Genomic DNA, 22,607 nt, shown 5'->3' on the forward strand with positions numbered 1-22,607 from the left:
CATTTTAGTATTGTTGATTCTCGGAGGTGGCCTCATGAAGGATCAGTTGCTGAAGCTGCGGGATGAGGCGCTCGAAGCCATCGCCCGCGCGGCCGACGCCGGGGAGATCCAGGAGATGCGCGTGCGCTACCTCGGCAAGAAGTCGGAGCTGAGCCGCGTCCTGGGCGGCCTGGGCAAGCTGCCGACGGTGGAGGAGCGCAGGGCGATGGGCGCCCTGGGCAATGAGATCAAGCAGGCGATCACGCAGGCCCTGGACGCCCGGGAGGCCGAGCTGGCGGAGGCTGAGCTGGCGGCGCGCCTGGCGGCCGAGCGCATCGACGTCACCCTGCCGGGTGCGCCCGTTCCCCGGGGCCACCTGCACATCCTGTACCAGGTCATCCACCGCATCGAGGAGATCTTCATCGCGATGGGCTACGAGGTGGCCGAGTCGCGCCAGGTGGAGACCGACTGGTACAACTTCGAGGCCCTGAACATCCCCAAGGGCCACCCGGCCCGGGACGCGCAGGACTCGCTCTTCCTCTCGGAGGAGGTGCTGCTGCGCACCCACACCTCCAACACGCAGATCCGGTACATGCTGGAGGTGGCGAAGGGCCGGACCCCGGTCAAGATCATCTGCCCCGGCCGGGTCTTCCGGCGCGACTTCGAGGACGCCACCCACGCCATGATGTTCCACCAGGTGGAGGGGCTGGTGATCGACAAGGGGATCACCATGGCCTCGCTGAAGGGCGCCCTGACCGAGATGGCCCGGGGCCTGTTCGGGCCGGACGTGGGCATCCGGCTGAGGCCCTCCTACTTCCCGTTCACGGAGCCCTCGGCCGAGATGGACATCTCCTGCATCTTCTGCGGCGGGAAGGGCTGCCGCACCTGTAAGGGCTCGGGCTGGATCGAGATCGGCGGATCGGGCATGGTGCACCCCAACGTCCTGCGCGCCGGCGGCTACGACCCGGAGGAGGTTTCGGGCTGGGCCTTCGGCTACGGGCCGGAGCGGGTGGCGATGCTGATGTACGGCATCGAGGACATCCGGCACTTCGTGACCGGCGACATGCGGTTCCTGCGGCAGTTCTGAGCAGAGGGGGAGGCGAGCAGATGCGGGTTTCGTACAACTGGCTGATGGATTACGTGGATGTGGACCTCTCTCCGCAGGAGCTGGCCGAGCGGCTGACCGCCCGGGGTGTGGTGGTGGAGAACCTGGTGAACGCCAACCCCGGGGTGGAGGGGGTCGTGGTGGGCCGGGTCGTGGCCATGGAGCGGCATCCCAACGCGGACACGCTCTGGGTCTGCCAGGTGGACGTCGGCGGCGAGGTGCTGCAGATCCTCACCGGCGCCCAGAACGTCACCGTCGGGGCGCTGGTGCCCGCGGCGGTGCCCGGGTCGAAGATCCCCGGCATGACGATGGGCGTGAAGAACCTGCGGGGGCTTGAATCCCACGGCATGATCTGTTCCGAGGCGGAGCTGCAGGTCGGCGACGACGCCGACGGCATCCTGATCCTGCCGCCGGAGGCGGACCTGGAGCCGGGCATGGACGTGGCCGAGGTGCTGGGCCTCAACGACTGGATCCTGGAACTGGACCTGACGGCCAACTACGCGGCCCACTGCCAGTCCATGCTGGGCGTGGCGCAGGAGGTGGCCGCGCTGGCGGGCGGCGAGGTGATCCGGCCCGGGACCTGCACCGAGGACGCGCCCGGGACCGACGCGCGCGACCTGATTTCGGTGCGGATCGACGCCCCCGAGCTCTGCAGCCGCTACGTGGCGCGGGTGGTGCGGGGCGTGAAGATCGGGCCCTCGCCCCAGTGGCTCCAGGCCCGGGTGCGGGCGGCGGGCATGCGGCCCATCAACAACATCGTCGACATCGCCAACTTCGTCATGCTGGAGACGGGCCAGCCGCTGCACACCTTTGACTACCAGAAGATCCGCGGCCGGCAGATCATCGTCCGCAGGGCGCAGAGCGGCGAGCGGTTCACCACCCTGGACGGCCAGGAGCGGGTGCTGGACGAGAGCGTGCTGGTGATCGCCGACGCCGAGGGGCCGGTGGCCCTGGCCGGCGTGATGGGCGGCCTGGAGTCGGAGGTCACCGACGAGACGGTGGACATCCTCATCGAGTCGGCCCACTTCGACAACATCAACAACCGGCGCACCGCCCTGCGGTACAACCTGCTCAGCGAGGCGTCCAAGCGGTTCACCAAGGGGGTCGACCCCTCCGGCTGCGTGGCGGCGGCCGACCGGGCGGCGCAGCTCATGGCCGAGCTGGCCGGGGGCACCGTGGTGGCCGGCTGCGTGGACGCGTACCCCCGTCCCGCCGTTCCCCCGGTCATCCTGCTGCGCACGGAACGGGTGAACAGCCTTACCGGACTGAAGCTGACGCCGGAGCGGATGGCGGCCCACCTGCAGAACCTGGGCATGGTGGTGCTGAAGCCCGCCGACCTGGCGGCGGACCTGGCCGCCGGCGCGCCTGGGGCAGACGAGGAGCCGGGGGAGGACCTGGGCGGCCGCCCGGTGTGGACCGCAATGCACCAGGTCTCGCCGGTGCCGTCTGACCCGATGGCCTACCGTGCCTGGGCCGGGGCGGCCTGGGCCGAGCTGGAGGCCGCCGGCGAGCGGCTGGCTTCACTGATGGGCGGTGACGGCGGCGAGCTCCTGGTCGTCGTCGTGCCCACCCGGCGCAGCGACATCGCCATCGAGGTGGACCTGGTCGAGGAGATCGCCCGGTGCGAGGGGTACGACGCGATCCCGCTGGAGCTGCCCGTGCTCTCCTCCAACCGGGGCGGGCGCACGCCCCAGGGAGAGGTGAAGCTCGAGGCCCGGCGGGCGCTGGCCGCCGCGGGCCTCACCGAGGTGCTCACGCACTCGCTGATCCATCCGCGGGTCTACGATATGCTGGGCCTTCCCGCGGACGACCCGCACAGGCGGTACCTCACGCTGGCGAATCCGATGTACGACGACCGGTCCACGCTCCGGACCATGCTGCTCCCGGGCCTGCTGGACGTGCTCAGGTACAACGTGAACCGGCAGATCCGCGATCTCGCGATCTTCGAGGTCAGCCACGTCTACCGGCCGGTGGAGGGGGAGCTGCTCCCCGACGAGCCGCTGATGGTGGGGCTGGCGATGACGGGGAACCTGGCCCCGCTGGGCTGGAACAGCCCGGAGCGTCCCGCGGACTTCTTCGCCCTGAAGGGCGTGGTGGAGCACCTGCTGGCCGAGCTGAGGGTGCCGGGCGCCCGGTATGCGCCCAGCGCACACCCCTGGCTCCACCCGGGCCGGCAGGCGGAGCTGCTGCTGGGCGGCGAGCCTGCGGGATTCCTGGGCGAACTGCACCCGAAGGTGCAGGAGCGGTGGGAGCTGCCGGGCCGCGTCTACGTGGCGGAGATCGCCTTCGCCTCGCTGATGGCGGCCATGCTGCCCCAGGCGGTGTACCGGCCCGTGCCGCGGTACCCGGCGGTCGCCCGGGACGTGGCGATGGTGGTCGACCTGGACCTGCCCGCCGACCGGCTCGAGGCGGCGATCCGGGAGGCCGGCGGCGGTCTGCTGGAGGACGTGCGGCTCTTCGACGTGTATCAGGGCGACCGTGTGGTGCAGGGCAAGCGATCGCTGGCCTACCGCCTGGTCTACCGGGCGGCCGACCGGACGCTCACCGACGCCGAGCTGGAGCCGGTGCACAACCGGGTCCGGGAGGCGCTCAGGGCGCTGGGGGCGGAGATGCGGAGCTAGCGGCGGCATGCGCCGAGACAGGAGGGGGCTACAGCCCCCTCCTGTTTCGCGCCCGCGCAGCCTGCCGCCGCCGGGCGTCCCGGCCGCCGCCCTGCGGCGCCCGCCCGAACTCGTTGTCCAACATCGGCCGGGGCCGGCATAATCATCTACCACCCCTCTGTCGTCTCAAAGGTGGGGCGGGGGTGAAAGGTCGCCCGCGCTGCCCGCCGATTTCACGGATCCGTCAGCCGCCCTGCAGGTGTTTGACGAGGGTCCGTCGAATCCAACAACTTGTGTCCATTTGTACAAGTTGGTAGCTGGCGCACGACGCTCCCGGGCAGGGGGTGTCGCGCGTGCTTTCTCCGGAGGTGTGATGACGAAGAGGAGGGGATGAACCGGTGAAGCGTGCACGTTCTTTCCGGCTGGTGGCAGCCGCTATGGCTGCAGGGCTGCTGGTCATGGCGGGTTGCTCATCGGGCAAGCAGAGCGACAGTGCCGGCGGCCAGCAGGCCCAGGGTGAGCGGTTGTCGATCACGATCGACGCCTTCCAGGGCCGCATTCCCGAGGCCGAGGCCGTCGCCAATTACCTGCGCCAGGTCGGCATTCAGGCGGAGGTGCGCATCTGGGAGAAGAACGCCCTGCTGGAGGAGATCCAGCAGGGGAACCGGGTGGCCTACACCCAGGACTGGGGCAGCTCCACCTTCGACCCCTACGACCTGGCCGTGCCCAAGCTGAAGACCGGTGATCGCGGCAACTACTCGTTCTACTCCAATCCCGAGGTGGACCGCCTGCTGGAGGAGGGGGCGTCCGGGACCGATCCCGATGCCCGACGCAGCGCCTATCAGCAGGTGCAGCGGATCCTGATCGAGGACGCGCCCTGGATCTTCGGCTACTACATGGACGTGGTCGAGGCGACCACCGCCGATGTGGTGGGCTTCACCCCGGCCATGGACAGCCGCATCAACCTGCACGACGTGAGCCGCACCGGCGCCGACTCGCTGGTGGTCGGCATGCGCGTGGACCGGCTGCAGTCGCTGGATCCGGCCAACCACCGGGACCGTGACACCGAGACCGTCATCCGGAACATCTACGACGGCCTGGTGACCCGCACGCCGACTGGCGAGATCGTGCCCGAGCTGGCGGAGTCCTGGGAGCAGCCCGATCCGACCACCTACATCTTCAGGCTGAAGCAGGGCGTGAAGTTCCACGACGGCACCGAGATGACGGCCGACGACGTCGTCTTCACCTTCGAGCGCATCATGGCGCCCGACGGCATCGACGGCCAGCAGTCGCCGCGCCTCGGCCTGCTGGGGCCCATCAAGTCGGTGGAGAAGCTGAGCGACTACGAGGTGAAGTTTACGCTGGAGCACCCGTTCCCCACCTGGCTCCAGCTGCTGCCGCACACCCAGATCGTGTCCAAGGCCCACGTGGAGCGGATGGGCTCGTCCCAGGCCCTGTCCGAGAACCCCATGGGCACCGGCCCGTTCAAGTTCGTGCGCGGCCAGGTGGACTCCGAGATCGTGCTGGAGCGGTTTGACGACTACTACGGCGGGTCGGACGCCCTGCCGCCCGTCGGGCCGCCCAAGCTGAAGACGGTCACCTTCCGCATGATTCCGGAGCCCTCCACCCGCGTGGCGGCGCTGAAGGCCGGCGAGGTCCACATCATCCAGGAGGTGCCCATCGACCAGATCCCGCTGCTGGAGGCCGACAGCAACGTGAAGGTGCTGACGACCCAGGGCACGCGGCTGTACATGATCGAGCTCAACAACCAGGTGCTCACCGACGCCCGGGTGCGGCGCGCCCTGAACCACGCGGTCGACTGGGACGCCATCCTGCGGGAGATCTACGGCGGCCGGGCGCACCGCGTGGCCACGGCCATGCTGCCCAGCGGCTTCGGGTACGACGCGTCGCTGGAGCCGCTGCAGTACGATCCCCAGCTGGCGAAGCAGCTCCTGCAGGAGGCCGGGTACGTGACGGACTAGGATAGGAGGCGGACGGCGTGAAGGCGATTCGGATTCTGGAGCGGGTGCTTACGGCCCTGCCGATGTCGCTCTTGCTGCTGCTCCTCGTCTTTGCCTTCGTGCGTCTTCTGCCCGGCGACCCGGTGGACATCATGATGGGGCAGGCCGGCAACGTCTCCCAGGCCGAGATCGACGCGCTCCGCCGCGAACTGCATCTGGATCTGCCGCTGTCGGAGCAGCTCTCCATCTTCCTGCGGGGGCTGCTCCGCGGCGACCTCGGCATGTCGTTCCGGGAGCAGCGCCCGGTGACGACCATCATCGGCGAGGCCTTCCCGGCCACCGTGGAGCTGGCCCTGGCGGCGCTCACGTTCGCCGTGCTGGTCGGCCTGCCTATCGGCGTGCTCTCCGCCGTCCGGCGGAACTCCTGGTTCGACCGGCTCGCCATGGGCTTCTCGTTCCTGGGCATCTCCATGCCCGCCTTCTGGCTGGGCATCATGGCCATCATGCTCTTCTCCGTGCACCTGGGGTGGACGCCGGTGCAGGGCCGCCTGTCGGCAGGGCTCACCCCGCCTGATCTCACCGGGTTCTACGTGCTGGACGCGGTGCTGACGCGGAACTGGGCGCTGCTCAAGGACGCCCTCCGCCATCTGGCGCTGCCCGCCGTGACCCTGGGCGCGGAGCTGACCGCGATCATCGCGCGGGTGACCCGCTCCTCCATGCTGGAGGCGCTGCAGATGGACTACGTCATGGCGGCCCGCTCCCGCGGTGTGCCGGAGTGGCAGGTCGTGCTGCGCCACGGCCTGCGCAACGCGCTCATCCCCACGGTCACGGTGACGGGGCTGCAGCTCGGCGTGCTGTTGGGCGGGAACATGATCGTCGAGACCGTCTTCGGCTGGCCCGGCCTGGGCCGGCTGGTCGTGGGCGCGATCTTTGCCCGGGATTACGCGCTGGTGCAGGGGGCGGTCATGCTCTACGCGCTGACCTTCCTGCTTGCGAACCTGCTCGTGGACATTCTCTACACGCAGCTGAACCCGAAGCTGGAACTGTAGAGGAGGTGGAAGATGGCTTTCTGGCGCCGCCTGTTCACCAACCCCGGCGCGACGATCGGCCTGATCGTCATCCTGGTCTACGCCTTCGCCGCGCTCTTTGCCCCGGTGATCGCGCCTTATGAACCGCGGCAGATGGACCTGGCGAACCGCCTCAGGCCCCCGGCCTTTCTGGAAGGCGGGAGCGTGACCCACCTTCTCGGAACCGACCAGCTGGGGTACGACATCTTTTCCCGCATCCTCTACGGCGCCCGGGTGTCGCTCCTGGTCGGGCTGATCTCGGTGGCGATCTCGCTCGCGGTGGGCACGCTGCTGGGCTGCATCGCCGGCTACTGGCGGGGCTGGGTGGACCGCATCCTCTCCCGGATCGCCGATCTGCTGATGGGCTTTCCCTATCTCCTCTTCACCATCTTCGCCATGGCCATCATCGGGCCGGGCTTCGGCAACCTGATCATCGCCCTCTGCTTCAAGGCCTGGGTAGAGTTTTACCGGCTCGCCCGGGGCGAGATGCTCACCGAGAACACCAAGGAGTACGTGGAGGCCGCCCGGGCGCTGGGTCGCCGGCCGGCGGCAATCATCGTCAGCGAGGTGCTGCCCAACATCTACCATTCCCTGCTGGTCCTGGGCACCCTGCGCATGGGCTACATGATCATCATGGAGGCCTCGCTCTCGTTCCTGGGACTGGGCATCCCGCCGTCCATCCCCGCGTGGGGGTCGATGGTGAGCGCCGGCCGCGACCAGATGCTGAACGCGTGGTGGGTCGCGACGATGCCCGGCCTGGCCATCGTGGGGCTCGTGCTGGCCATCAACCTGTTCGGCGAGGGGCTGCGGGAAGCGCTGGATCCCCGCCTGCGGCGGTAAGGGAGGAAGCGGAGTGGAGAAACTGCTGGTCATCGAAAACCTCTCGGTGGAGTTTCCCTCGCCCCGGGGCCCCCTGCGCGCGGTGGACGGCGTGAGCTTGGAGGTGAACGCCGGCGAGATCGTCGGGCTGATCGGCGAGTCCGGGTCCGGGAAGTCGACCGTGCTGCTGGCGGTGATGGGCCTGATCTCCCGTCCCGGGCGCATTCTGCCGGGCTCCTCGGTGCGGCTGAAGGGGCGGGAGCTGACGCAGCTCTCCCCGGCGGCCTACCGGGCCGTGCGCGGGTATGAGATCGGCATGGTCTTCCAGGATCCGATGACCGCCCTGAACCCCGCCATGCCCATCGGCGAGCAGGTGCGGGAGAGCCTGCGGGTGCACCGCTACTGCAAGTCCCGGGCCGAGGAGCGGGAGCGGGTGATCCGGCTGCTGGAGGCGGTGGGGATCACGAATGCCGCCCAGCGGTACCGGGCTTACCCGCACCAGTTCAGCGGCGGGATGCTGCAGCGCGTCCTGATCGCCTCCGCCCTGGCCTGCAATCCCCGGCTGCTCCTGGCGGACGAGCCCACCACGGCCCTGGACGTCACGATCCAGGCGCAGATCCTGGACCTGCTGAAGGAGATCAACCGGGAGCGGAACACCGCCATCCTGCTGGTGAGCCATGACATCGGGCTGGCGGCCGAGTTCTGCGACCGCATCGCCGTGATGTACGCCGGACGCATCGTGGAGGTGGGGCCGGCGGATCAGGTGGTGAACGCCCCGCGCCACCCGTACACCCGGGGACTGGTGGGCTGCCTGCCGAGCTGGGGCGGCCGCAAGGGGCGGCTGGAGCCGATTCCCGGCTCGCTGCCCGACCTCACCCACCTGCCGCGCGGCTGCGCCTTCGCCGACCGGTGCGCCTATGCCCTGCCGGAGTGCCGTGAGCAGGAGATCCCCCTCACGGTGCTGCAGGACGGCCGGGAGGTCAGCTGCATCCGGACGGAGGAGGTGATGGCGGGATGAGCGGGCCGCCCCTGCTCGAAGTCCGGGATCTGTACAAACACTTCGTCCTGCCGCGCACGGTCCTTCACCGGCTGCTGACCGGCCAGGGCAACCGTGTGCTCCACGCGGTGAACGGCGTGTCCTTCGACCTGCACGAGGGGGAGACGCTGGGGCTGGTGGGGGAGAGCGGCTCCGGCAAGTCGACCCTGGGCCGGACGATCCTGCGGCTGTACGAGCCCACCCGGGGCGAGGTGCGGTTCGACGGGCAGGACGTGTTCAAGCTCGATGCCGCCGGCCTCCGCCGGTTCCGGCAGCAGGCGCAGATCGTCTTCCAGAACCCGTACGCCTCGCTGAACCCCCGCAAGACGGTGCGGCAGATCCTCTCCGTGCCGCTGGCGCTGCGGGGCCTCTCGAAGCGGGAGCGGCAGGAGGAGGCCGCCGCGCTGATGGAGCGGGTCGGCCTGTCCGCCCGCCAGCTGGACCGGTACCCGCACCAGTTCAGCGGCGGCCAGCGGCAGCGCATCGCCATTGCCCGGGCGCTGGCGATGCACCCCCGGCTGATAGTCGCCGACGAGCCGGTCTCGGCGCTGGATGTTTCGGTGCAGGCGCAGATCATCAACCTGCTGGAGGACCTGCAGCAGGAGCTCAGGCTGACCTACCTCTTCATCTCCCACGACCTGAGCGTGGTGCGCCACCTGAGCAACCGGGTGGCGGTGATGTACCTGGGTCAGATCGTGGAGATCGGCCCCACCGAGCCGCTGTTCGAGGACCCGCTGCACCCGTACACCCGTGCGCTGCTCTCCGCTGCGCCGGGGCAGGGCCAGCGGGAGCGGATCATCCTCCAGGGCACCCCGCCCAGCCCGCTGGACCCGCCGCCTGGCTGCCCGTTCCATCCCCGGTGCCCGGCCGTCGTCGGCGAGGTGTGCCGCACGGTGCGGCCGGTGCTGGCGCCGCAGGGGCCCGGCCGGTGGGTGTCGTGCCACATCTACGACACCGACGCGGCCCGGGAGAGCCCGTCCGCGGCCGCCAGCTCGGGATGAGATGCGCGCAGAACAGTTCGGGGGCTGGGTCTATAGCCCCCGAACTGGCGCCCGGTCCCCAAGGGGGTTCCCCGGCGATTTTGCAGGCAAGTTCTGCTTCGGCCCGACGGGTTGCGCGATCGGTTCTTTTGCGCTATCATTATTCCTTGCCGACCGGGCGACGGGGTGACCCTGAACGGCCGGAACCACCTGCGGGTGTAGTTCAATGGTAGAACGTCAGCTTCCCAAGCTGAAGACGTGGGTTCGATTCCCATCACCCGCTCCACATGGACCGCTAGCTCAACTGGTAGAGCATCCGACTCTTAATCGGCAGGTTGTAGGTTCGAGTCCTACGCGGTCCACCAGGGGTTGCATAATATCCAGAGTCCTGTTATAATACGCTTCGTCCGTGACCGCAACGGAGGCGTGGTGTAGAGGCCTAACATGCGGCCCTGTCACGGCCGAGATCGCGGGTTCGAATCCCGTCGCCTCCGCCATCTTTCTTTCCCATACAGATGGGGCTATAGCTCAGTTGGGAGAGCGCGTGAATCGCACTCACGAGGTCAGGGGTTCGAATCCCCTTAGCTCCACCAGAGTCCGGCCGCCTGAGACCGCGGCCGGATGGCATGCGCCGGTAGCTCAGCTGGATAGAGTACCTGACTACGAATCAGGTGGTCGTAGGTTCGAATCCTGCCCGGCGCGCCAACACTGGAGAGGTGTCCGAGTGGTCGAAGGTGCAGCACTGGAAATGCTGTGTACGGGATAACCGTACCGTGGGTTCGAATCCCACCCTCTCCGCCAGGCCCGGGCCGGGAACCCCCCGGCCTGGGCGTGCAGAATCGGGCTGTGGCGCAGCTTGGTAGCGCGCTTCCTTGGGGTGGAAGAGGTCGCAGGTTCAAATCCTGTCAGCCCGACCATTTGGATGGCAGATGTGCGCGAGCACGTCTGCCATCCAAGTGGGAAGCCCGGCAGCGCTGCGCAAGGTGGTCGCCTGTCACAGCAGTGGTTGCCGTTTGGGCAGCTTGGAAGGCGCCCGGTAAGAAGTGCACCACCGCCCACAACGTCTCGCCGCCTGGCGCCTAAGTCGCACTGCCCACCGCTCACCGCTTATCTCGGGGTGTGGCTCAGCTTGGTAGAGCGCACGGTTCGGGACCGTGAGGTCGCAGGTTCAAATCCTGTCACCCCGACCAAGTCCATCGATTGGCGCGAGCGACCGCACGACTTTCGGGTGCGCAACCCGGAAGGCGTGCGGTCGCTTCGTTGTGCGATGAAGGCGCCCGTTCGCGTTCTCGCAGGCGGAAACTCAGTGGGGAGCGAAGTCCATGACGGTCCAGTGAATGTTTCCGTTATGATCGACGCTGTACGCCAAGAGCAGTGTTCCGCCTTTGTGTCCATCATCAAAGTGAGCCAGAACCCATTTGTCGGTGATGACCCATGACGCCTCATTGCGGAAGCGCATGGTGCCTCCCAGTACACCGGCCATGGGAATGAGATCTTCACGTTGCTTCAGATCCGCGACCAAAGCACGGACAGGATCGTCCAGGCCTTTTTCCGCCAAGACTTTGGATGAATGGAACAGCTGTGTGTGGGGTCTGGATCGAAGTGCCTCGATTTCCCCTTTCAGACCGCTGAGGTCGCGCATCAGCCGGTCGTTCTCCATCTGCACCTCCAGACAGGAACACTCCTGCTCAGGCACAGCATGGCCTGGCTGATCAGCAGACGTCAGAACCGCCCCAAGCCAGACCAGCACAGCCATGAACGCGGCTGCGCCTCCGCCCCCCCACCAATACCTCGACTTCACCTCGGCGATCCTCCCTTTGGCTCGTCCGTGTCGTCTGATCGGTGAAACGACGCTGACCTGTCGTTGGTTACGGCAGAGCGGAGGGCATGCCGGAACCGGGGCGCAGGCCGCCCCGCCAGCCCCGCGCGGCTTGACAGTGCCGGAACGGGTAGCGTACCATGAATGTAAATCTGTAGGAATCGGGGGAGAGGAGAACGCCATGATGCGGCTGGCCGTGCGTCCGTGCTAGCCTGTGTGCCTTGTGCGCACGGGAGCCGTGTGCCCTTTTGAGGGCAGGACGCAACGGTATCGGCCTGGCAGGGCGGAAAGCCTCACCCGCGCGTAGACAGGGCGCCGCGGTAAGAGGGCTTACCCGCGGCTTTTGCGTGTCTGTGCGACACATCCGCCTGCCGCTTCCCGGAACGGAAGGAGCGACGGACCATGGCGATTCTGACCGTGCAGGGGCTCGCCAAGTACTGGGGGGTCGACCTGCTGTTCAAGGATATCTCGTTTCTGCTGAACGAGGGCGAGAAGATGGCCCTCGTGGGCCCCAATGGCAGCGGCAAGACGACGCTGCTCCGGATCCTGCTGGGCCGCATGGAGTACGACGAGGGGCAGATCATCATGCCCGCCGGCACCCGCATCGGCTACCTGAGCCAGGATCCCGACCTCACGCCTGGCCGCACTGTCTTCCAGGAGGCCCGGTCGGTATTCAGCCACCTGGCCAAGTGGGAGCGGGACCTGCGGGCTCTGGAGGCGCGCATGGGCGAGGCGGAGTCGGAGGAGGCCCTCCAGGCGATCATGGATGAATACACCCGCGTGACAGCCCTCTACGAAGCGGCCGGCGCCTACGACGCCCCCGCCCGGGTGCGGGCGGTGCTCTTCGGCCTGGGCTTCACCGAGGCCGACCTGGAGAAGCCGGTGGAGGTGCTGTCGGGCGGCCAGAAGGTCCGCCTGGGGCTGGCGAAGATCCTGCTGGAGGAGCCAGACCTGATGCTCCTGGACGAGCCCACCAACCACCTGGACCTGCAGGCGGTGGAGTGGCTGGAAGGCTACTTCCGGCAGATGAAGTCCGCGGCCATCCTCGTCTCCCACGACCGCTACTTCCTGGACCGGGTCATCAGCCGCGTCCTGGAACTGGACAACCACACCTGCGATATGTACTACGGCAACTACTCCTACTACCTGGAGGAGAAGAAGCGGCGGCAGGAGGCCCTGCTCTCGGAGTACGAGCGGCAGCAGCGGGAGATCGAGCGGCTGCGCACGTTCTACGAGAAGTGGCGGAGCAACGCCCGGCGCAAGGGGCAGGCGATGGCCCGCAAGCGGCAGCTGGAGAAGATGGAGGTCATGGAGCGGCCGCAGGTGCGCCGGCGCACGATGAAGCTCTCCTTCGACGTCGACTACGAGTCCGGCGACGACGTGCTGCAGGTGGAGGGGCTCGCCAAGTCCTTCGGCGACCGCACCCTGTTCCGGAACGTCGATCTCACCCTGCACAAGGGCGACCGGGTGGCGCTGGTGGGCCCCAACGGCTCCGGCAAGACCACCTTCCTGAAGATCATCCACGGCCTGCTCGAGCCCAGCGCCGGCGCCTACCGGTGGGGCGTGGGCGTCCAGCGGGGCTACTTCAGCCAGGATCTGGACGACCTGGACCCGGACCGCACCTGCCTGGAGGAGATCATGGAGCTGCCGGGCTTCACCAGGTTCGACGCCCACTCCCTGCTGGGCCAGTTCCTCTTCTCCGGCGAGGACGCCTACAAGCGCATCGGCGACTGTTCCGGCGGCGAGCGCAACCGACTGATCCTGGCCAAGCTCATGGTCAGCGGCGCCAACGTGCTCCTGCTGGACGAGCCCACCAACCACCTGGACCTGGAGTCCAAGCAGGTGCTGGAGGACGCCCTGCGGGCCTTCCCGGGCACCATCCTGTTCGTCTCCCACGACCGGTTCTTCGTCGACCGGATCGCCACGCACGTCTGGGAGTTCGGCAACCCGGACGGCATCGCGGTCTATGAGGGCAACTACACGGCCTACCGGGAGGAGAAGGAGCGGCTGGCCGCGCTCGCGGCCCAGGCGGCCGAGGCGGCCCAGGCCGCGGCCAGCGGCCGGGCGACAGCCGGCCAGCCGGCGGGCCGGGCGGGAGGAGGGGCGCAGGCGCCCGCGGGAGGCCGCCCGGCGGCGCGCTCCCGCAAGGAGGAGCGGAAGGCCGCAGAGGCGGTCCGGCGGCTGGAGGCCGCGATCCAGGCGCTGGAGGAGCGCAAGGCTGAGCTGGAGCAGCGGATGGCCGATCCGGACATCTACAAGAGCGCCACGGGCCGGGAGGCCGTGGCGGAGTACCAGGCCGTGCAGGCCGAGCTGGAGCGGCTCTACGTCGAATGGGAGGAGCTCGCCGAGCTGGCCGGCCGCTAGGCCGGCCCACGCCCCGTTCAAACGCCGTCCCCGGGGTATCCTATGGGAGCGGTCCGGCGGGACCCGCGGGAAAGGGGCGTTGAACCGAGGGTGTGGATCCTGGCGCAGATTTTCACCACTGACTGGGCGAAGGAGCTGTTTCAGCACGTGCCCGTGCTGCTGGTGCGCACGGTCCTGACGTTCGTCCTCGTGATGATCGTCGTCCGGTGGACCGGCAAGCGCTCCATCGCCAACCTGGCCCCGTTCGACCTGGCGATGATGATCATGATCGGCGAGGTCGCAGCCATCCCCATCAGCGAGGTGGACGTCGATTTCCTGCACGGGCTCATTCCTGTGGCGCTGCTCGGCGGCCTGCACGTGGCCCTCACCACCGTCAACCTGCACTGGAAGGGGTTCGAGCGGCTGACCGAGGGCTTTCCCACGCTGCTGGTGAAGGATGGCCGGGTGCTGAGGCGTAATCTTCTCAAAGAGCGCGTGTCCATGGCCGACCTCATGACGGCCCTCCGCCACAAGGAGGTGGAGGACGTGTCGGAGGTGAAGGAGGCCTGGATGGAGCAGGCCGGCGGCATCAGCGTCATCCTGAAGCGGGAGGCGGGGCCGGCGACGCCGCGCGACGTGGAGCGCGCGGTGGAAGCCGCCATCGCCCGGCTGCTGCCCGCGCTGGTGCAGGAGGCCGTGGAGCGGGCGGTGCGGCAGGCGGTTGCCGAGCAGGCCCGCGCAGCGGTTCGGCGGCCCGACGGCCGGAGGTGGTACGGTGAAGGTGATGATGTTCTTCATTGACGGCATGGGCCTGGGCGACGACGACCCGGCGCGCAACCCGCTGCTCACGGCGGACATGCCGGCCTTCCGGTCCCTGCTGGGCGGAAGGCCGCTCTGGCGCGGGTCGGTGCCCTACCGGGGGAAGGACGTGGCGGCCGTCGTCACCGACCCTTCCCTGGACGTGCCCGGCCTGCCCCAGAGCGCCACGGGGCAGACCGCCATCTTCACCGGGCAGAACGGGGCCAGGGCGATCGGCCGGCACCTGAACGCGTACCCGACTCCCGCGCTGAAGGCGATCCTCAGCGAGCACTCGATCTTCAAGCGGGTGGTGGAGCGGGGGCTCACGGCCACCTTCCTCAACGCGTTCCGCCCCGAGTTCTTCGAGTGGGTGGCCGCGGGGCAGCCCCCGCAGCCAGACCGGCGTTACCGGCCGTCGGCCTCGACCGTCGCCGCGCTGGCCGCCGGCCTGCACGTGTTCCGCAGCTTCGACGACCTCCGCCGGGGGGAGGCAGTGGGGTTTGACATCGACCACCACGTCCTCCGGGAGATGGGCTACGACCTGGACCCCGTCGACCCCGCGGAGGCGGGCCGGCGCGCGGCCCGGGTGGCGGCTGAGCACCACTTCACGCTGTACGAGCACTTCCTCACTGACCGGGCGGGCCACGCGCGCGACATGGCGGAGGCCTGCAGGGTGCTGGAGCGGGTGGACCGCTTCCTGGGGGGCCTCCTGGAGGCGCTGCCGCCCGACCACCTGCTGGTGATCACCTCTGACCACGGCAACATCGAGGACCTGTCGGTGAAGCCGCACACGGCCAACCCCGTCGCGACCATCGTGCGGGGCCCGGGCGCGGCCGATGTGGCCGGGCGCATCCGGTCGCTGACGGACATCGCCCCGGCGATCCTGGATGTGATCGGGTGAACCGCAAGGGCCTGCCCCTGCGCCGGTCCGGGGCCGGCTCGTGCTGTGTCTGACGCGGTTGGAAGCAGCGCCAGTGCGCGCTGCAGGAACAATCCCCGCGCCAGGACGTCAAGACTGTACGGCGGGCCCTGCGCCCCGCTGACCGAATGAGAGGAGCATGGATACAACAGCGCTATGGACGAACGTACCCTGCGAACGTTGGAGTTCGCCAAGATCAAGGAGATGCTGGCCGAACGCACCGCGACTTCGCTGGGCCGGGAGGTCGTGGAGTCGCTCATGCCCGCGACCGACTTCCTGGAAGTGCAGCACCGGCAGGCCGAGACCAGCGAGGCCCGGCGGCTCTACCTGGGCGGCCACGCCATTCCGCTGGGCGGCCTGCACGACCTGCGCCCGCACGTGGGCCGGGCGGTGCGAGGCGGGATGCTGGAGCCGGGCGACCTGCTGGATGTCGCGGACACGGCCGCCAGCAGCCGCCGCCTGAAGCGGTTCCTGGAGGAGCAGGAGGACGTGCCCATCCTGGCCGCGCTGTCCCGCATGCTCGGCACCTTCAGCCACCTGGAGGCCGAGATCCGGCAGGCGGTGGATGAGCACGGCGAGGTGCGGGACGACGCCAGTCCGGCGCTGGCGGAGATCCGCCGCTCGATGCGCGTCCTGCAGAACCGTATGAAGGAGCGGCTGGAGAGCTTCGTACGGGGCCCTGCGGCCAAGTATCTCCAGGACCCCATCGTGACCATCCGCGAGGGCCGGTTCGTGGTGCCGGTGAAGATCGAGTACCGGGCGCAGGTGCCGGGAATCGTGCACGATCAGTCCGCCTCCGGCTCGACGCTCTTCATCGAGCCCATGGCCATCGTGGAGATGAACAACGACCTGCGGGAGCTGGCCCTGAAGGAGCGGGAGGAGGTGGCGCGCATCCTCACCCGCCTCTCGGCGCGGGTGGCGGATGAGGCCGATGCCCTCCTGGACACGCTGCAGGCCGTGGCGCAGATCGACTTCGCCTCGGCCAAGGGCAAGCTCTCGCTGGACCTGGACTGCACCGAGCCCGAGCTGGTGCGGGAGCCGGTCCTGGAGATCCGCAAGGGTCGGCACCCGCTCCTCAAGGGCCGCGTCGTGCCCATCGACGTCCACATTGGCCTCACGTTCGACACGCTGGTGATCACCGGCCCCAACACGGGCGGCAAGACGGTGGCCCTGAAGACGATGGGGCTCTTCGTCCTCATGGCTCAGGCCGGCCTTCACCTGCCCGCGGGTCACGGCACCCGGGCGGGCATCTTCCGGCAGGTCTTCGTGGACATCGGCGACGAGCAGTCCATCGAGCAGTCGCTCTCCACGTTCTCGGGCCACATGACCAACATCATCCGCATCCTGGATGCGCTCGACGGCCCTGCCCTGGTGCTGCTGGACGAACTCGGTGCGGGCACCGATCCCACCGAGGGCGCTGCCCTGGCCATGTCCATCCTGGAGCACCTGCACCGGCGCGGGGCGAAGACGGTGGCCACCACCCACTATTCCGAACTGAAGACCTACGCCTACACCCGCAGCCGGGTGGAGAACGCCTCGGTGGAGTTTGACGTGGAGACGCTGCAGCCCACCTTCCGGCTGCTGATCGGCGTGCCGGGCTCGTCCAATGCGTTTGAGATCTCCCGGCGGCTGGGGCTCTCGCCGCATATCGTCGACCGGGCCCGCCAGTTCCTGACGAAGGAGCAGGAGCGGGTGGAGGACCTGATCCAGGGCATCCATGCCACCCGGGCGGAGCTGGAGAAGGAGCTGGCCGAGGCCCGCCGCCTGCGGGCGGAGGCGCAGCGGATGCGGGACGAGTACGAGCGGCGCTACGGCGACGCGAAGGCGAAGGCCGCCGCGACGGTGGAGAAGGCCCGGGCGCAGGCGCAGCAGATCCTGGCCACCGCCCGGCGGGAGGCCGAGGCGGTGATCGCCGAGCTGAAGCAGGCGCTGCGGGCGCAGCGGGAGGCCGAGCGGATGCAGACGATCCAGTCTGCCCGCAGCCGGCTTGCCCGGGCGCGGGAGGCCGTGGAACCCGGTGAGGAGGAACTGCGCGCCCGCCGCAGGGGCGAGGTGCCCCGGGGGCTGAAGCCGGGCGATGCCGTGCGCATCGTGTCGCTGGACACCAAGGGCCATGTGCTGGCCGAACCCGACGCCGACGGGAACGTCCTGGTTCAGGCGGGCATCATCAAGCTGACCGTCGCCCTGGACGACCTGGAGCGGGCGGAGGAGGAGCAGCCGGCCGCAGCGGCCCGCGCGGCCGCCGGCGGCCGCACCGGCGGGAAGGGGCTGGCGGTGAGCAAGGCGCGGGAGATGTCGCCGGAGGTCGACCTGCGGGGGCTGATGGTGGACGAGGCCCTGGAGCGGGTGGACAAGTTCCTGGACGACGCGATGCTGGCGGGCCTGCCGCAGGTGCGCATCATCCACGGCAAGGGCACCGGCGCCCTGCGCAAGGCGGTGACGGAGGCCCTGCGCCGCGACCGCCGGGTGGAGTCCTACCGCCTGGGCGGCATCGGCGAGGGCGGCGACGGCGTGACGGTGGCGAAGCTGCGGGAGTGAGTGAAAAGGCGGCCCCGGCGAGCACGCGTGGTCCGCCCTGCGGATCGGAGAGCGCGTTGGCCCCGCCGCACAGGCGGGGCCAACGCAGTATCTGCACGCCGCAGCTACCGGTACTCGCTCTCGTACCCGAAGATCTTCTCGCACGCCCGGCGCACCGCCTCCAATTTCTCCGCCGGGCAGAAGACGTACGTCCGCCACAGGCCTTCGTACTGCCTGGCCATGGCGGCGACCTCGCCGGAGCGGTCCAGCTCCAGCAGCGGGCCGACCCCGTGGCGGGAGCGGACGGGCACGTGCACTTCCTTGAAGAAACTGGCCTTCGGGCAGTAGACGATGACCTGGCCGGGCTTCAGCCTGGCCCGCCGGGCGATCTGCTCTTCCAGCTCCTCCCGGGCCGCCGACTGGCCGCCGTAGCGGGCGATGAAGGCATCACGCTCGGGCCCCAGGGTGTCGCCGGAGAGCACATAGGCCCGCTTGTACAGCCGCCGCTCGATGACCCCCTCCACCAGCTGCTGGATGATCCCAGGCCCCGGCAGCCGGGCCAGCAGGTCCAGGAAGGTCTGGTCCCCCAGGCCGTAGAGCGCCTCTTCCCGAAGCCCGGTGTGCCGGGTGTGCAGCTCCACCGCCTTGGAGATCATCGCGCCTGCCGCGATCTTGGCGTGGTGCAGGTAGAGCCGCTCGGTCAGGACGTAGCGCATGCGCAGCAGGTGGATGACCTCGGTGCGGGCGTCGGGCCGGTCCAGCCCGTGCTTGACCATGTTGATCAGCAGCCGGCCGTCCTCCTTGATGAAGTAGGAGAGGACCCGGTCGTCGTAGTTCATCCGCAGCCCGGCGAAGAAGGAGTCGCGGCGCAGGTAGTCCAGCAGGTCCGCGTCGATGGTGGAGGAGACGATCTGGCCCATCCACGGTGCGGGCGGCCGGCCGGTGAGGATCGCCTTCACCCCGTCCAGGTACCCCGAGGCGGCCAGGGCCCGGCCCAGCTCGCTCTGGATGCCCAGGAAGTGCTCCAGTCTGGGGCCGGCGTCGTGGCGCGGGAAGATCTGCCGCTCATCCTCGAAGGTGTGCCCGTACGGGATGTGCGTCACGTCGTGCACCAGGGTCGCCAGCCGCACCAGCTGCGCCTCTTCGGGGGCGATGGTGAAGCCGTTCCGCTCCAGGGATTCCAGGATGCGGTGCGCCATGTGCAGCGCCCCCAGGCTGTGGTCGAACCGGGTGTGGACGCAGCCGGGGAAGACGAGGTGGGCCGCGCCCAGCTGCTTGATGCTCCGGAGCCGCTGCATCTCCCGGGTGTCCAGCACCCGGACCTCGGTCTCGGTGAGGTAGATGTCCCCGTGGACGGGGTCGCGCACTTGCATGATCATCACCCGAACGGTAGTTTCGGCCTGAATCGGGGCGAAACCTGCTGCGGCGGGCTGGGTGCTGAAGGGCACCGCGGCGCCGTACAAGACCGCTGCGGCAGGACCGCATGAGAAGGGGGAACTGGCTGTCCACCAGTTCCCCCTGATTCCATATCGTGCGGATGCCGTTACGGCCGGGGCGCCCCGTCTTCCCCGGAGCTGCGGCCGGTGCCGTTTCCAGATCCCGTGCTGCCGGTGCTGCCCCCGGATCCGGTGCCGCCGGCGCCAGTGCCCGAGCCTGCGTCCGGGCTGCCGCCGGTGCCGTTGCCCGTGTTGTCCCCGCCGCTGTTGCCCGCACCTCCGGTGCCGCTGCCGGCGTTCCCGGAGCCCGGCCGGGTCCCGGTGCCGGTCGAGCCGGTGCCGCTCTGCCCGGTTCCGCTGCCGGCGCCGCGGCCGTCAGCGCCCGGGCCGGCGCCCTGGTTGCCCTGGTTGCGGCCGCTGCCCGGGACGCCGGGGTTCTGGCCCGGGTCCCCCGGGCCGCCGTCGGTTCCGGGGCCGTCCTGCACCGGCGTGCAGTACTCCGTGGGCACTTCCTTCCACCAGTCCGCCGGCCAGTAGCGCCAGATGTTGTTGGGGTTGGTGGGGTGCTTCACCCACGTGGTGGGCCGCTTGATCAGCGTGAGGGTCTCGGGGGTGCCCTCGCAGCCTTCCTGCCAGAGGAGGTAACGCTTGACCTCCCGGCCGTCGGAGGTGGTCAGGAACGGCACCTGCACCACCTGCACCTGCTGGAACCAGGTCTCCGGCTTGGGTTCGTGCCCCACCAGGAACCAGTCGGTCTTCACCTCGTCCTGCGGGCACCAGACGGAGGGCTGGTTGCCGGTGATCCCGCAGTACTTCGCCTGTACCACGCCCCGGGGCCGCTCCCAGTCGGCCGGGGCCTCGGTGTAGTACTCGTTCATGATCGCCGTCCAGATGCGGGTGGGCGGCCCGGCGCCGGTCCAGTTCTTCCAGCCCTGCCCGCCGTGGGGCAGACGCCTGCGCACCCCGTCGTCGTTGTCGTAGCCCGTCCAAACGCCGACCACCAGGTCGGGCGTGAACCCAATGAACCAGGCGTCGTGCCAGTCCTCGGTGGTCCCGGTCTTGCCGGCGGCGGGCCAGCCGTGCCAGCCCCTGGTCTCCGCGGCCGGTGTGCCCCGCTGCAGCACGCCCCGCAGCACGTCGACCATCAGCCAGGCCGAGTTCCGGTCGACCACCTGCTCCACCTTGGGCCGGGCCTCCCAGATGACCTCGCCGTACTTGTTCTCGATGCGGGTGATGACCACGGGGTCGGTCTTCTGTCCCAGGCTGCCCAGCACGCCGAAGGCGGCGGTCATCTCCAGGGGGGTGACGCCCCGGGTCAGGCCGCCCAGGGTGAGGGCGAGGTTCTCGTCGTTGTAGGCCGGGTCCTCCGCACGGGAGACCAGCGGCAGGCCCAGCTTCTTGCCGTACTCCAGGCCCTTGGAGGGCGTCACCGCCTCCAGGGTGCGCACGGCGGCGGCGTTGCGGGACTGCTCGACCACCCACCGCATGGTCTTCAGGCCCTGGTAGTTGTACTCGTAGTTCTCGGGCCAGACGTTGGTTCCGTCCTCGTTCAGGCGGGGCGGGGAGTCGTCGATGATGGTCGCCGGCCCCCAGCCCAGCAGGTCGATGGCCGGCAGGTAGGCCACGATCGGCTTGATGGTGGAGCCGGGGTCGCGGCGGGCCTGGGTGGCCCGGTTGAAGCCCAGCATATGCTTGTGCTCCATGCCGCCCACCAGGGCCAGGACGTGGCCGTTGGTGTGGTCCATCACCACGACGGCGGCCTCAGGCACCTCGGTGTCCTCGCTGCCGCTGTACTCCACGGTGGCCGCGGGCATGATCTCCCACAGCTTCTCCTGGGCGATCCGCTGCTTCTCGGGGTCCAGGGCTGTGTAGATGCGCAGGCCCTTCTGGTACAGGTCGTCGTAACTGAACGTGATCAGGTTGTACTTGGCTGCCTCTTCCGGGTCGGTGAGGATCTGGATCACGTAATCCACGTACCAGTCGCCGGTGAAGGTGACCGTCGTGGGGGTGATCTCCGCCCGCTTGATCTCGGGCACCTCTTTCTTCAGCCGTTCGGCCTCGGCCGCGTCCAGGTAGCCCTGCTCGACCATGAGGTCGAGCACGATCTCCCGGCGCTCCAGCGCGCCCTCCAGGTTGGTGAAGGGGCTGTACTCCGAGGGGCCCTTCAGGATGCCGGCCAGGAGCGCCCCTTCCGAGAGGGTGAGGTCCCGGGCCGACTTGGAGAAGTACAGCTGCGAAGCGGCCTCGATGCCGTACGCCGTCCCGCCCCAGGCGACCGTGTTGAGGTACTTCTCCAGGATCTCATTCTTGGTGTACCGCCGCTCCAGCTGGACGGCGATCAGCATCTCCTGGACCTTGCGCTTGATGGTCTGGTCCAGCGTCAGGAAGGCGTTGCGGGCCAGCTGCATCGTGATGGTGGAGCCGCCCTCCAGCTGCGACCCCGGCACGCCCAGCACGTACTTGATGTCCGACCAGACCGCGCCAGCCAGCCGGATGGGGTCGATGCCAAAGTGCTCGTTGAAGCGGCGGTCCTCCACGGCGATGATCGCGTTCCGCACATCGACCGGGATGTCTTCCAGATCGATCAGGGTGCGGTGCTCGTCCGCGGCCAGCTCGTAGACCTTGTTGCCGTAGCGGTCGTAGATCACCGACGTGAGGTCAGGGTCGAATTCGTGAAAAGCAGGCAGGTCCTGATACGCCTGGTAGACGTATGCGCCAGCCAGTCCGGCGCCACCGATCATCACGGCGAGGAAGAGCAGGAAGGCGTAGAGCAGCCAGCGGCGCCCGCGCGTGCGCGTCTTCCCGGGAGGCTTTTTCGGTGGTGAACCGTTAGGCCGTCGAGTATTCGGCAACAGAAACACCTCCAACAACGGGAAAGGAATTCGCCCTATGTGGCGAGACTCCTGTCGGGCCACGGAATTGCACGGGTAGACAGGTTATGCTAGAATGTGGGGCAAATCGGCGATGACGGAGAGAAGTAGACATCGGAGCCGCCGCCAGAGAGGGGTTGGGCGGTGCGAAACCCCGGGGCCCGGCGTCGAAGTACCCTCCCGAGCCGCCCGCCGAGTCGGTCAGCCGGCGGGCGCCTGAATGGGCGCCTTATCTGGTTAGATGGATAGGCCGGGCCGGAAGTTCCCCGTTAACGGAACGCAAGAGTGGGCCCTCCTCGGGGTCAACCAGGGTGGTACCGCGGCGCGGCCGAACGCGCCGTCCCTGGACAGGACAGCC

At 68.9% G+C, this 22,607-nt stretch carries 14 protein-coding genes and 8 tRNA genes; 19 read left to right on the plus strand and 3 right to left on the minus strand.

What is annotated here, in order from left to right; all coding sequences use genetic code 11:
• Nucleotides 1-34: 34 nt before the first annotated feature.
• The 15 genes from pheS (at nucleotide 35) to ACZ5UM_RS10680 (ending at nucleotide 10,737) form a co-directional block, all read left to right on the plus strand.
• Nucleotides 35-1,066 (plus strand): phenylalanine--tRNA ligase subunit alpha, encoded by a 1,032-nt coding sequence (gene pheS / locus ACZ5UM_RS10610; protein WP_464844034.1) that lies wholly within the window; start codon nucleotides 35-37, stop codon nucleotides 1,064-1,066.
• Between the two features lie 20 nt (nucleotides 1,067-1,086).
• Nucleotides 1,087-3,705: a phenylalanine--tRNA ligase subunit beta gene (gene pheT, locus ACZ5UM_RS10615; protein ID WP_464844036.1), complete on the plus strand. Its 2,619-nt coding sequence runs from the start codon at nucleotides 1,087-1,089 to the stop codon at nucleotides 3,703-3,705.
• A gap of 377 nt (nucleotides 3,706-4,082) precedes the next feature.
• On the plus strand, nucleotides 4,083-5,666 hold the full coding sequence (locus ACZ5UM_RS10620) for an ABC transporter substrate-binding protein (RefSeq protein WP_464844038.1): 1,584 nt from the start codon (nucleotides 4,083-4,085) through the stop codon (nucleotides 5,664-5,666).
• A 17-nt stretch (nucleotides 5,667-5,683) separates the two neighbouring features.
• Nucleotides 5,684-6,694 carry an ABC transporter permease gene (locus tag ACZ5UM_RS10625; RefSeq protein ID WP_464844040.1) on the plus strand — a complete coding sequence of 337 codons (1,011 nt, stop codon included), beginning with the start codon at nucleotides 5,684-5,686 and terminating at the stop codon, nucleotides 6,692-6,694.
• Between the two features lie 12 nt (nucleotides 6,695-6,706).
• On the plus strand, nucleotides 6,707-7,552 hold the full coding sequence (locus ACZ5UM_RS10630; protein WP_464844042.1) for an ABC transporter permease: 846 nt from the start codon (nucleotides 6,707-6,709) through the stop codon (nucleotides 7,550-7,552).
• Between the two features lie 13 nt (nucleotides 7,553-7,565).
• The gene (locus ACZ5UM_RS10635; protein WP_464844043.1) at nucleotides 7,566-8,549 is read left to right on the plus strand and encodes an ABC transporter ATP-binding protein; all 984 of its coding nucleotides are present in this window, start codon (nucleotides 7,566-7,568) and stop codon (nucleotides 8,547-8,549) included.
• On the plus strand, nucleotides 8,546-9,568 hold the full coding sequence (locus ACZ5UM_RS10640; protein ID WP_464844045.1) for an ABC transporter ATP-binding protein: 1,023 nt from the start codon (nucleotides 8,546-8,548) through the stop codon (nucleotides 9,566-9,568). The genes ACZ5UM_RS10635 and ACZ5UM_RS10640 overlap by 4 nt, the downstream gene beginning before the upstream one ends.
• 191 nt (nucleotides 9,569-9,759) lie before the next feature.
• Nucleotides 9,760-9,833: transfer RNA gene (locus ACZ5UM_RS10645), tRNA-Gly, on the plus strand.
• 3 nt (nucleotides 9,834-9,836) lie between these two features.
• A tRNA-Lys gene (locus ACZ5UM_RS10650) sits at nucleotides 9,837-9,912 on the plus strand.
• 55 nt (nucleotides 9,913-9,967) lie between these two features.
• A tRNA-Asp gene (locus ACZ5UM_RS10655) sits at nucleotides 9,968-10,044 on the plus strand.
• Between the two features lie 20 nt (nucleotides 10,045-10,064).
• Nucleotides 10,065-10,140: transfer RNA gene (locus ACZ5UM_RS10660), tRNA-Ala, on the plus strand.
• Nucleotides 10,141-10,175: 35 nt separating this feature from the next.
• Nucleotides 10,176-10,252, plus strand: a tRNA-Arg gene (locus tag ACZ5UM_RS10665).
• A gap of 5 nt (nucleotides 10,253-10,257) precedes the next feature.
• Nucleotides 10,258-10,348 (plus strand) — tRNA-Ser (locus ACZ5UM_RS10670).
• A 39-nt stretch (nucleotides 10,349-10,387) separates the two neighbouring features.
• Nucleotides 10,388-10,464: transfer RNA gene (locus ACZ5UM_RS10675), tRNA-Pro, on the plus strand.
• Nucleotides 10,465-10,660: 196 nt separating this feature from the next.
• Nucleotides 10,661-10,737, plus strand: a tRNA-Pro gene (locus ACZ5UM_RS10680).
• A 113-nt stretch (nucleotides 10,738-10,850) separates the two neighbouring features.
• Here ACZ5UM_RS10680 and ACZ5UM_RS10685 read toward each other — a convergent pair.
• On the minus strand, nucleotides 10,851-11,303 hold the full coding sequence (locus ACZ5UM_RS10685) for a hypothetical protein (protein ID WP_464844047.1): 453 nt from the start codon (nucleotides 11,301-11,303) through the stop codon (nucleotides 10,851-10,853).
• A gap of 465 nt (nucleotides 11,304-11,768) precedes the next feature.
• Between ACZ5UM_RS10685 and ACZ5UM_RS10690 the strand changes: the two genes are divergently transcribed.
• The 4 genes from ACZ5UM_RS10690 to ACZ5UM_RS10705 all read left to right on the plus strand — a co-directional run bounded on the left by ACZ5UM_RS10690 (nucleotide 11,769) and on the right by ACZ5UM_RS10705 (nucleotide 17,964).
• Complete coding sequence (locus ACZ5UM_RS10690) at nucleotides 11,769-13,730, plus strand: ABC-F family ATP-binding cassette domain-containing protein (RefSeq protein WP_464844049.1); 1,962 nt, start codon at nucleotides 11,769-11,771, stop codon at nucleotides 13,728-13,730.
• A 90-nt stretch (nucleotides 13,731-13,820) separates the two neighbouring features.
• Nucleotides 13,821-14,510 (plus strand): DUF421 domain-containing protein, encoded by a 690-nt coding sequence (locus tag ACZ5UM_RS10695; RefSeq protein ID WP_464844051.1) that lies wholly within the window; start codon nucleotides 13,821-13,823, stop codon nucleotides 14,508-14,510.
• Nucleotides 14,494-15,408 (plus strand): alkaline phosphatase family protein, encoded by a 915-nt coding sequence (locus ACZ5UM_RS10700; protein WP_464848349.1) that lies wholly within the window; start codon nucleotides 14,494-14,496, stop codon nucleotides 15,406-15,408. Before ACZ5UM_RS10695 ends, ACZ5UM_RS10700 begins: the two co-directional genes overlap by 17 nt.
• 174 nt (nucleotides 15,409-15,582) lie before the next feature.
• Nucleotides 15,583-17,964, plus strand: a complete 2,382-nt coding sequence (locus ACZ5UM_RS10705; RefSeq protein ID WP_464844053.1) for an endonuclease MutS2 — start codon at nucleotides 15,583-15,585, stop codon at nucleotides 17,962-17,964.
• A gap of 104 nt (nucleotides 17,965-18,068) precedes the next feature.
• On the opposite strand, the gene ACZ5UM_RS10710 is transcribed toward ACZ5UM_RS10705, so the two are convergent.
• Both ACZ5UM_RS10710 and ACZ5UM_RS10715 read right to left on the minus strand, forming a co-directional pair.
• The gene (locus ACZ5UM_RS10710) at nucleotides 18,069-19,316 is read right to left on the minus strand and encodes an HD domain-containing protein (RefSeq protein WP_464844055.1); all 1,248 of its coding nucleotides are present in this window, start codon (nucleotides 19,314-19,316) and stop codon (nucleotides 18,069-18,071) included.
• Nucleotides 19,317-19,486: 170 nt separating this feature from the next.
• A complete protein-coding gene (locus ACZ5UM_RS10715; protein ID WP_464848350.1) occupies nucleotides 19,487-22,120 on the minus strand; it encodes a transglycosylase domain-containing protein in 2,634 nt (877 codons plus the stop codon).
• Nucleotides 22,121-22,607 lie beyond the last annotated feature (487 nt).

The organism is Symbiobacterium ostreiconchae (genome assembly GCF_055396975.1).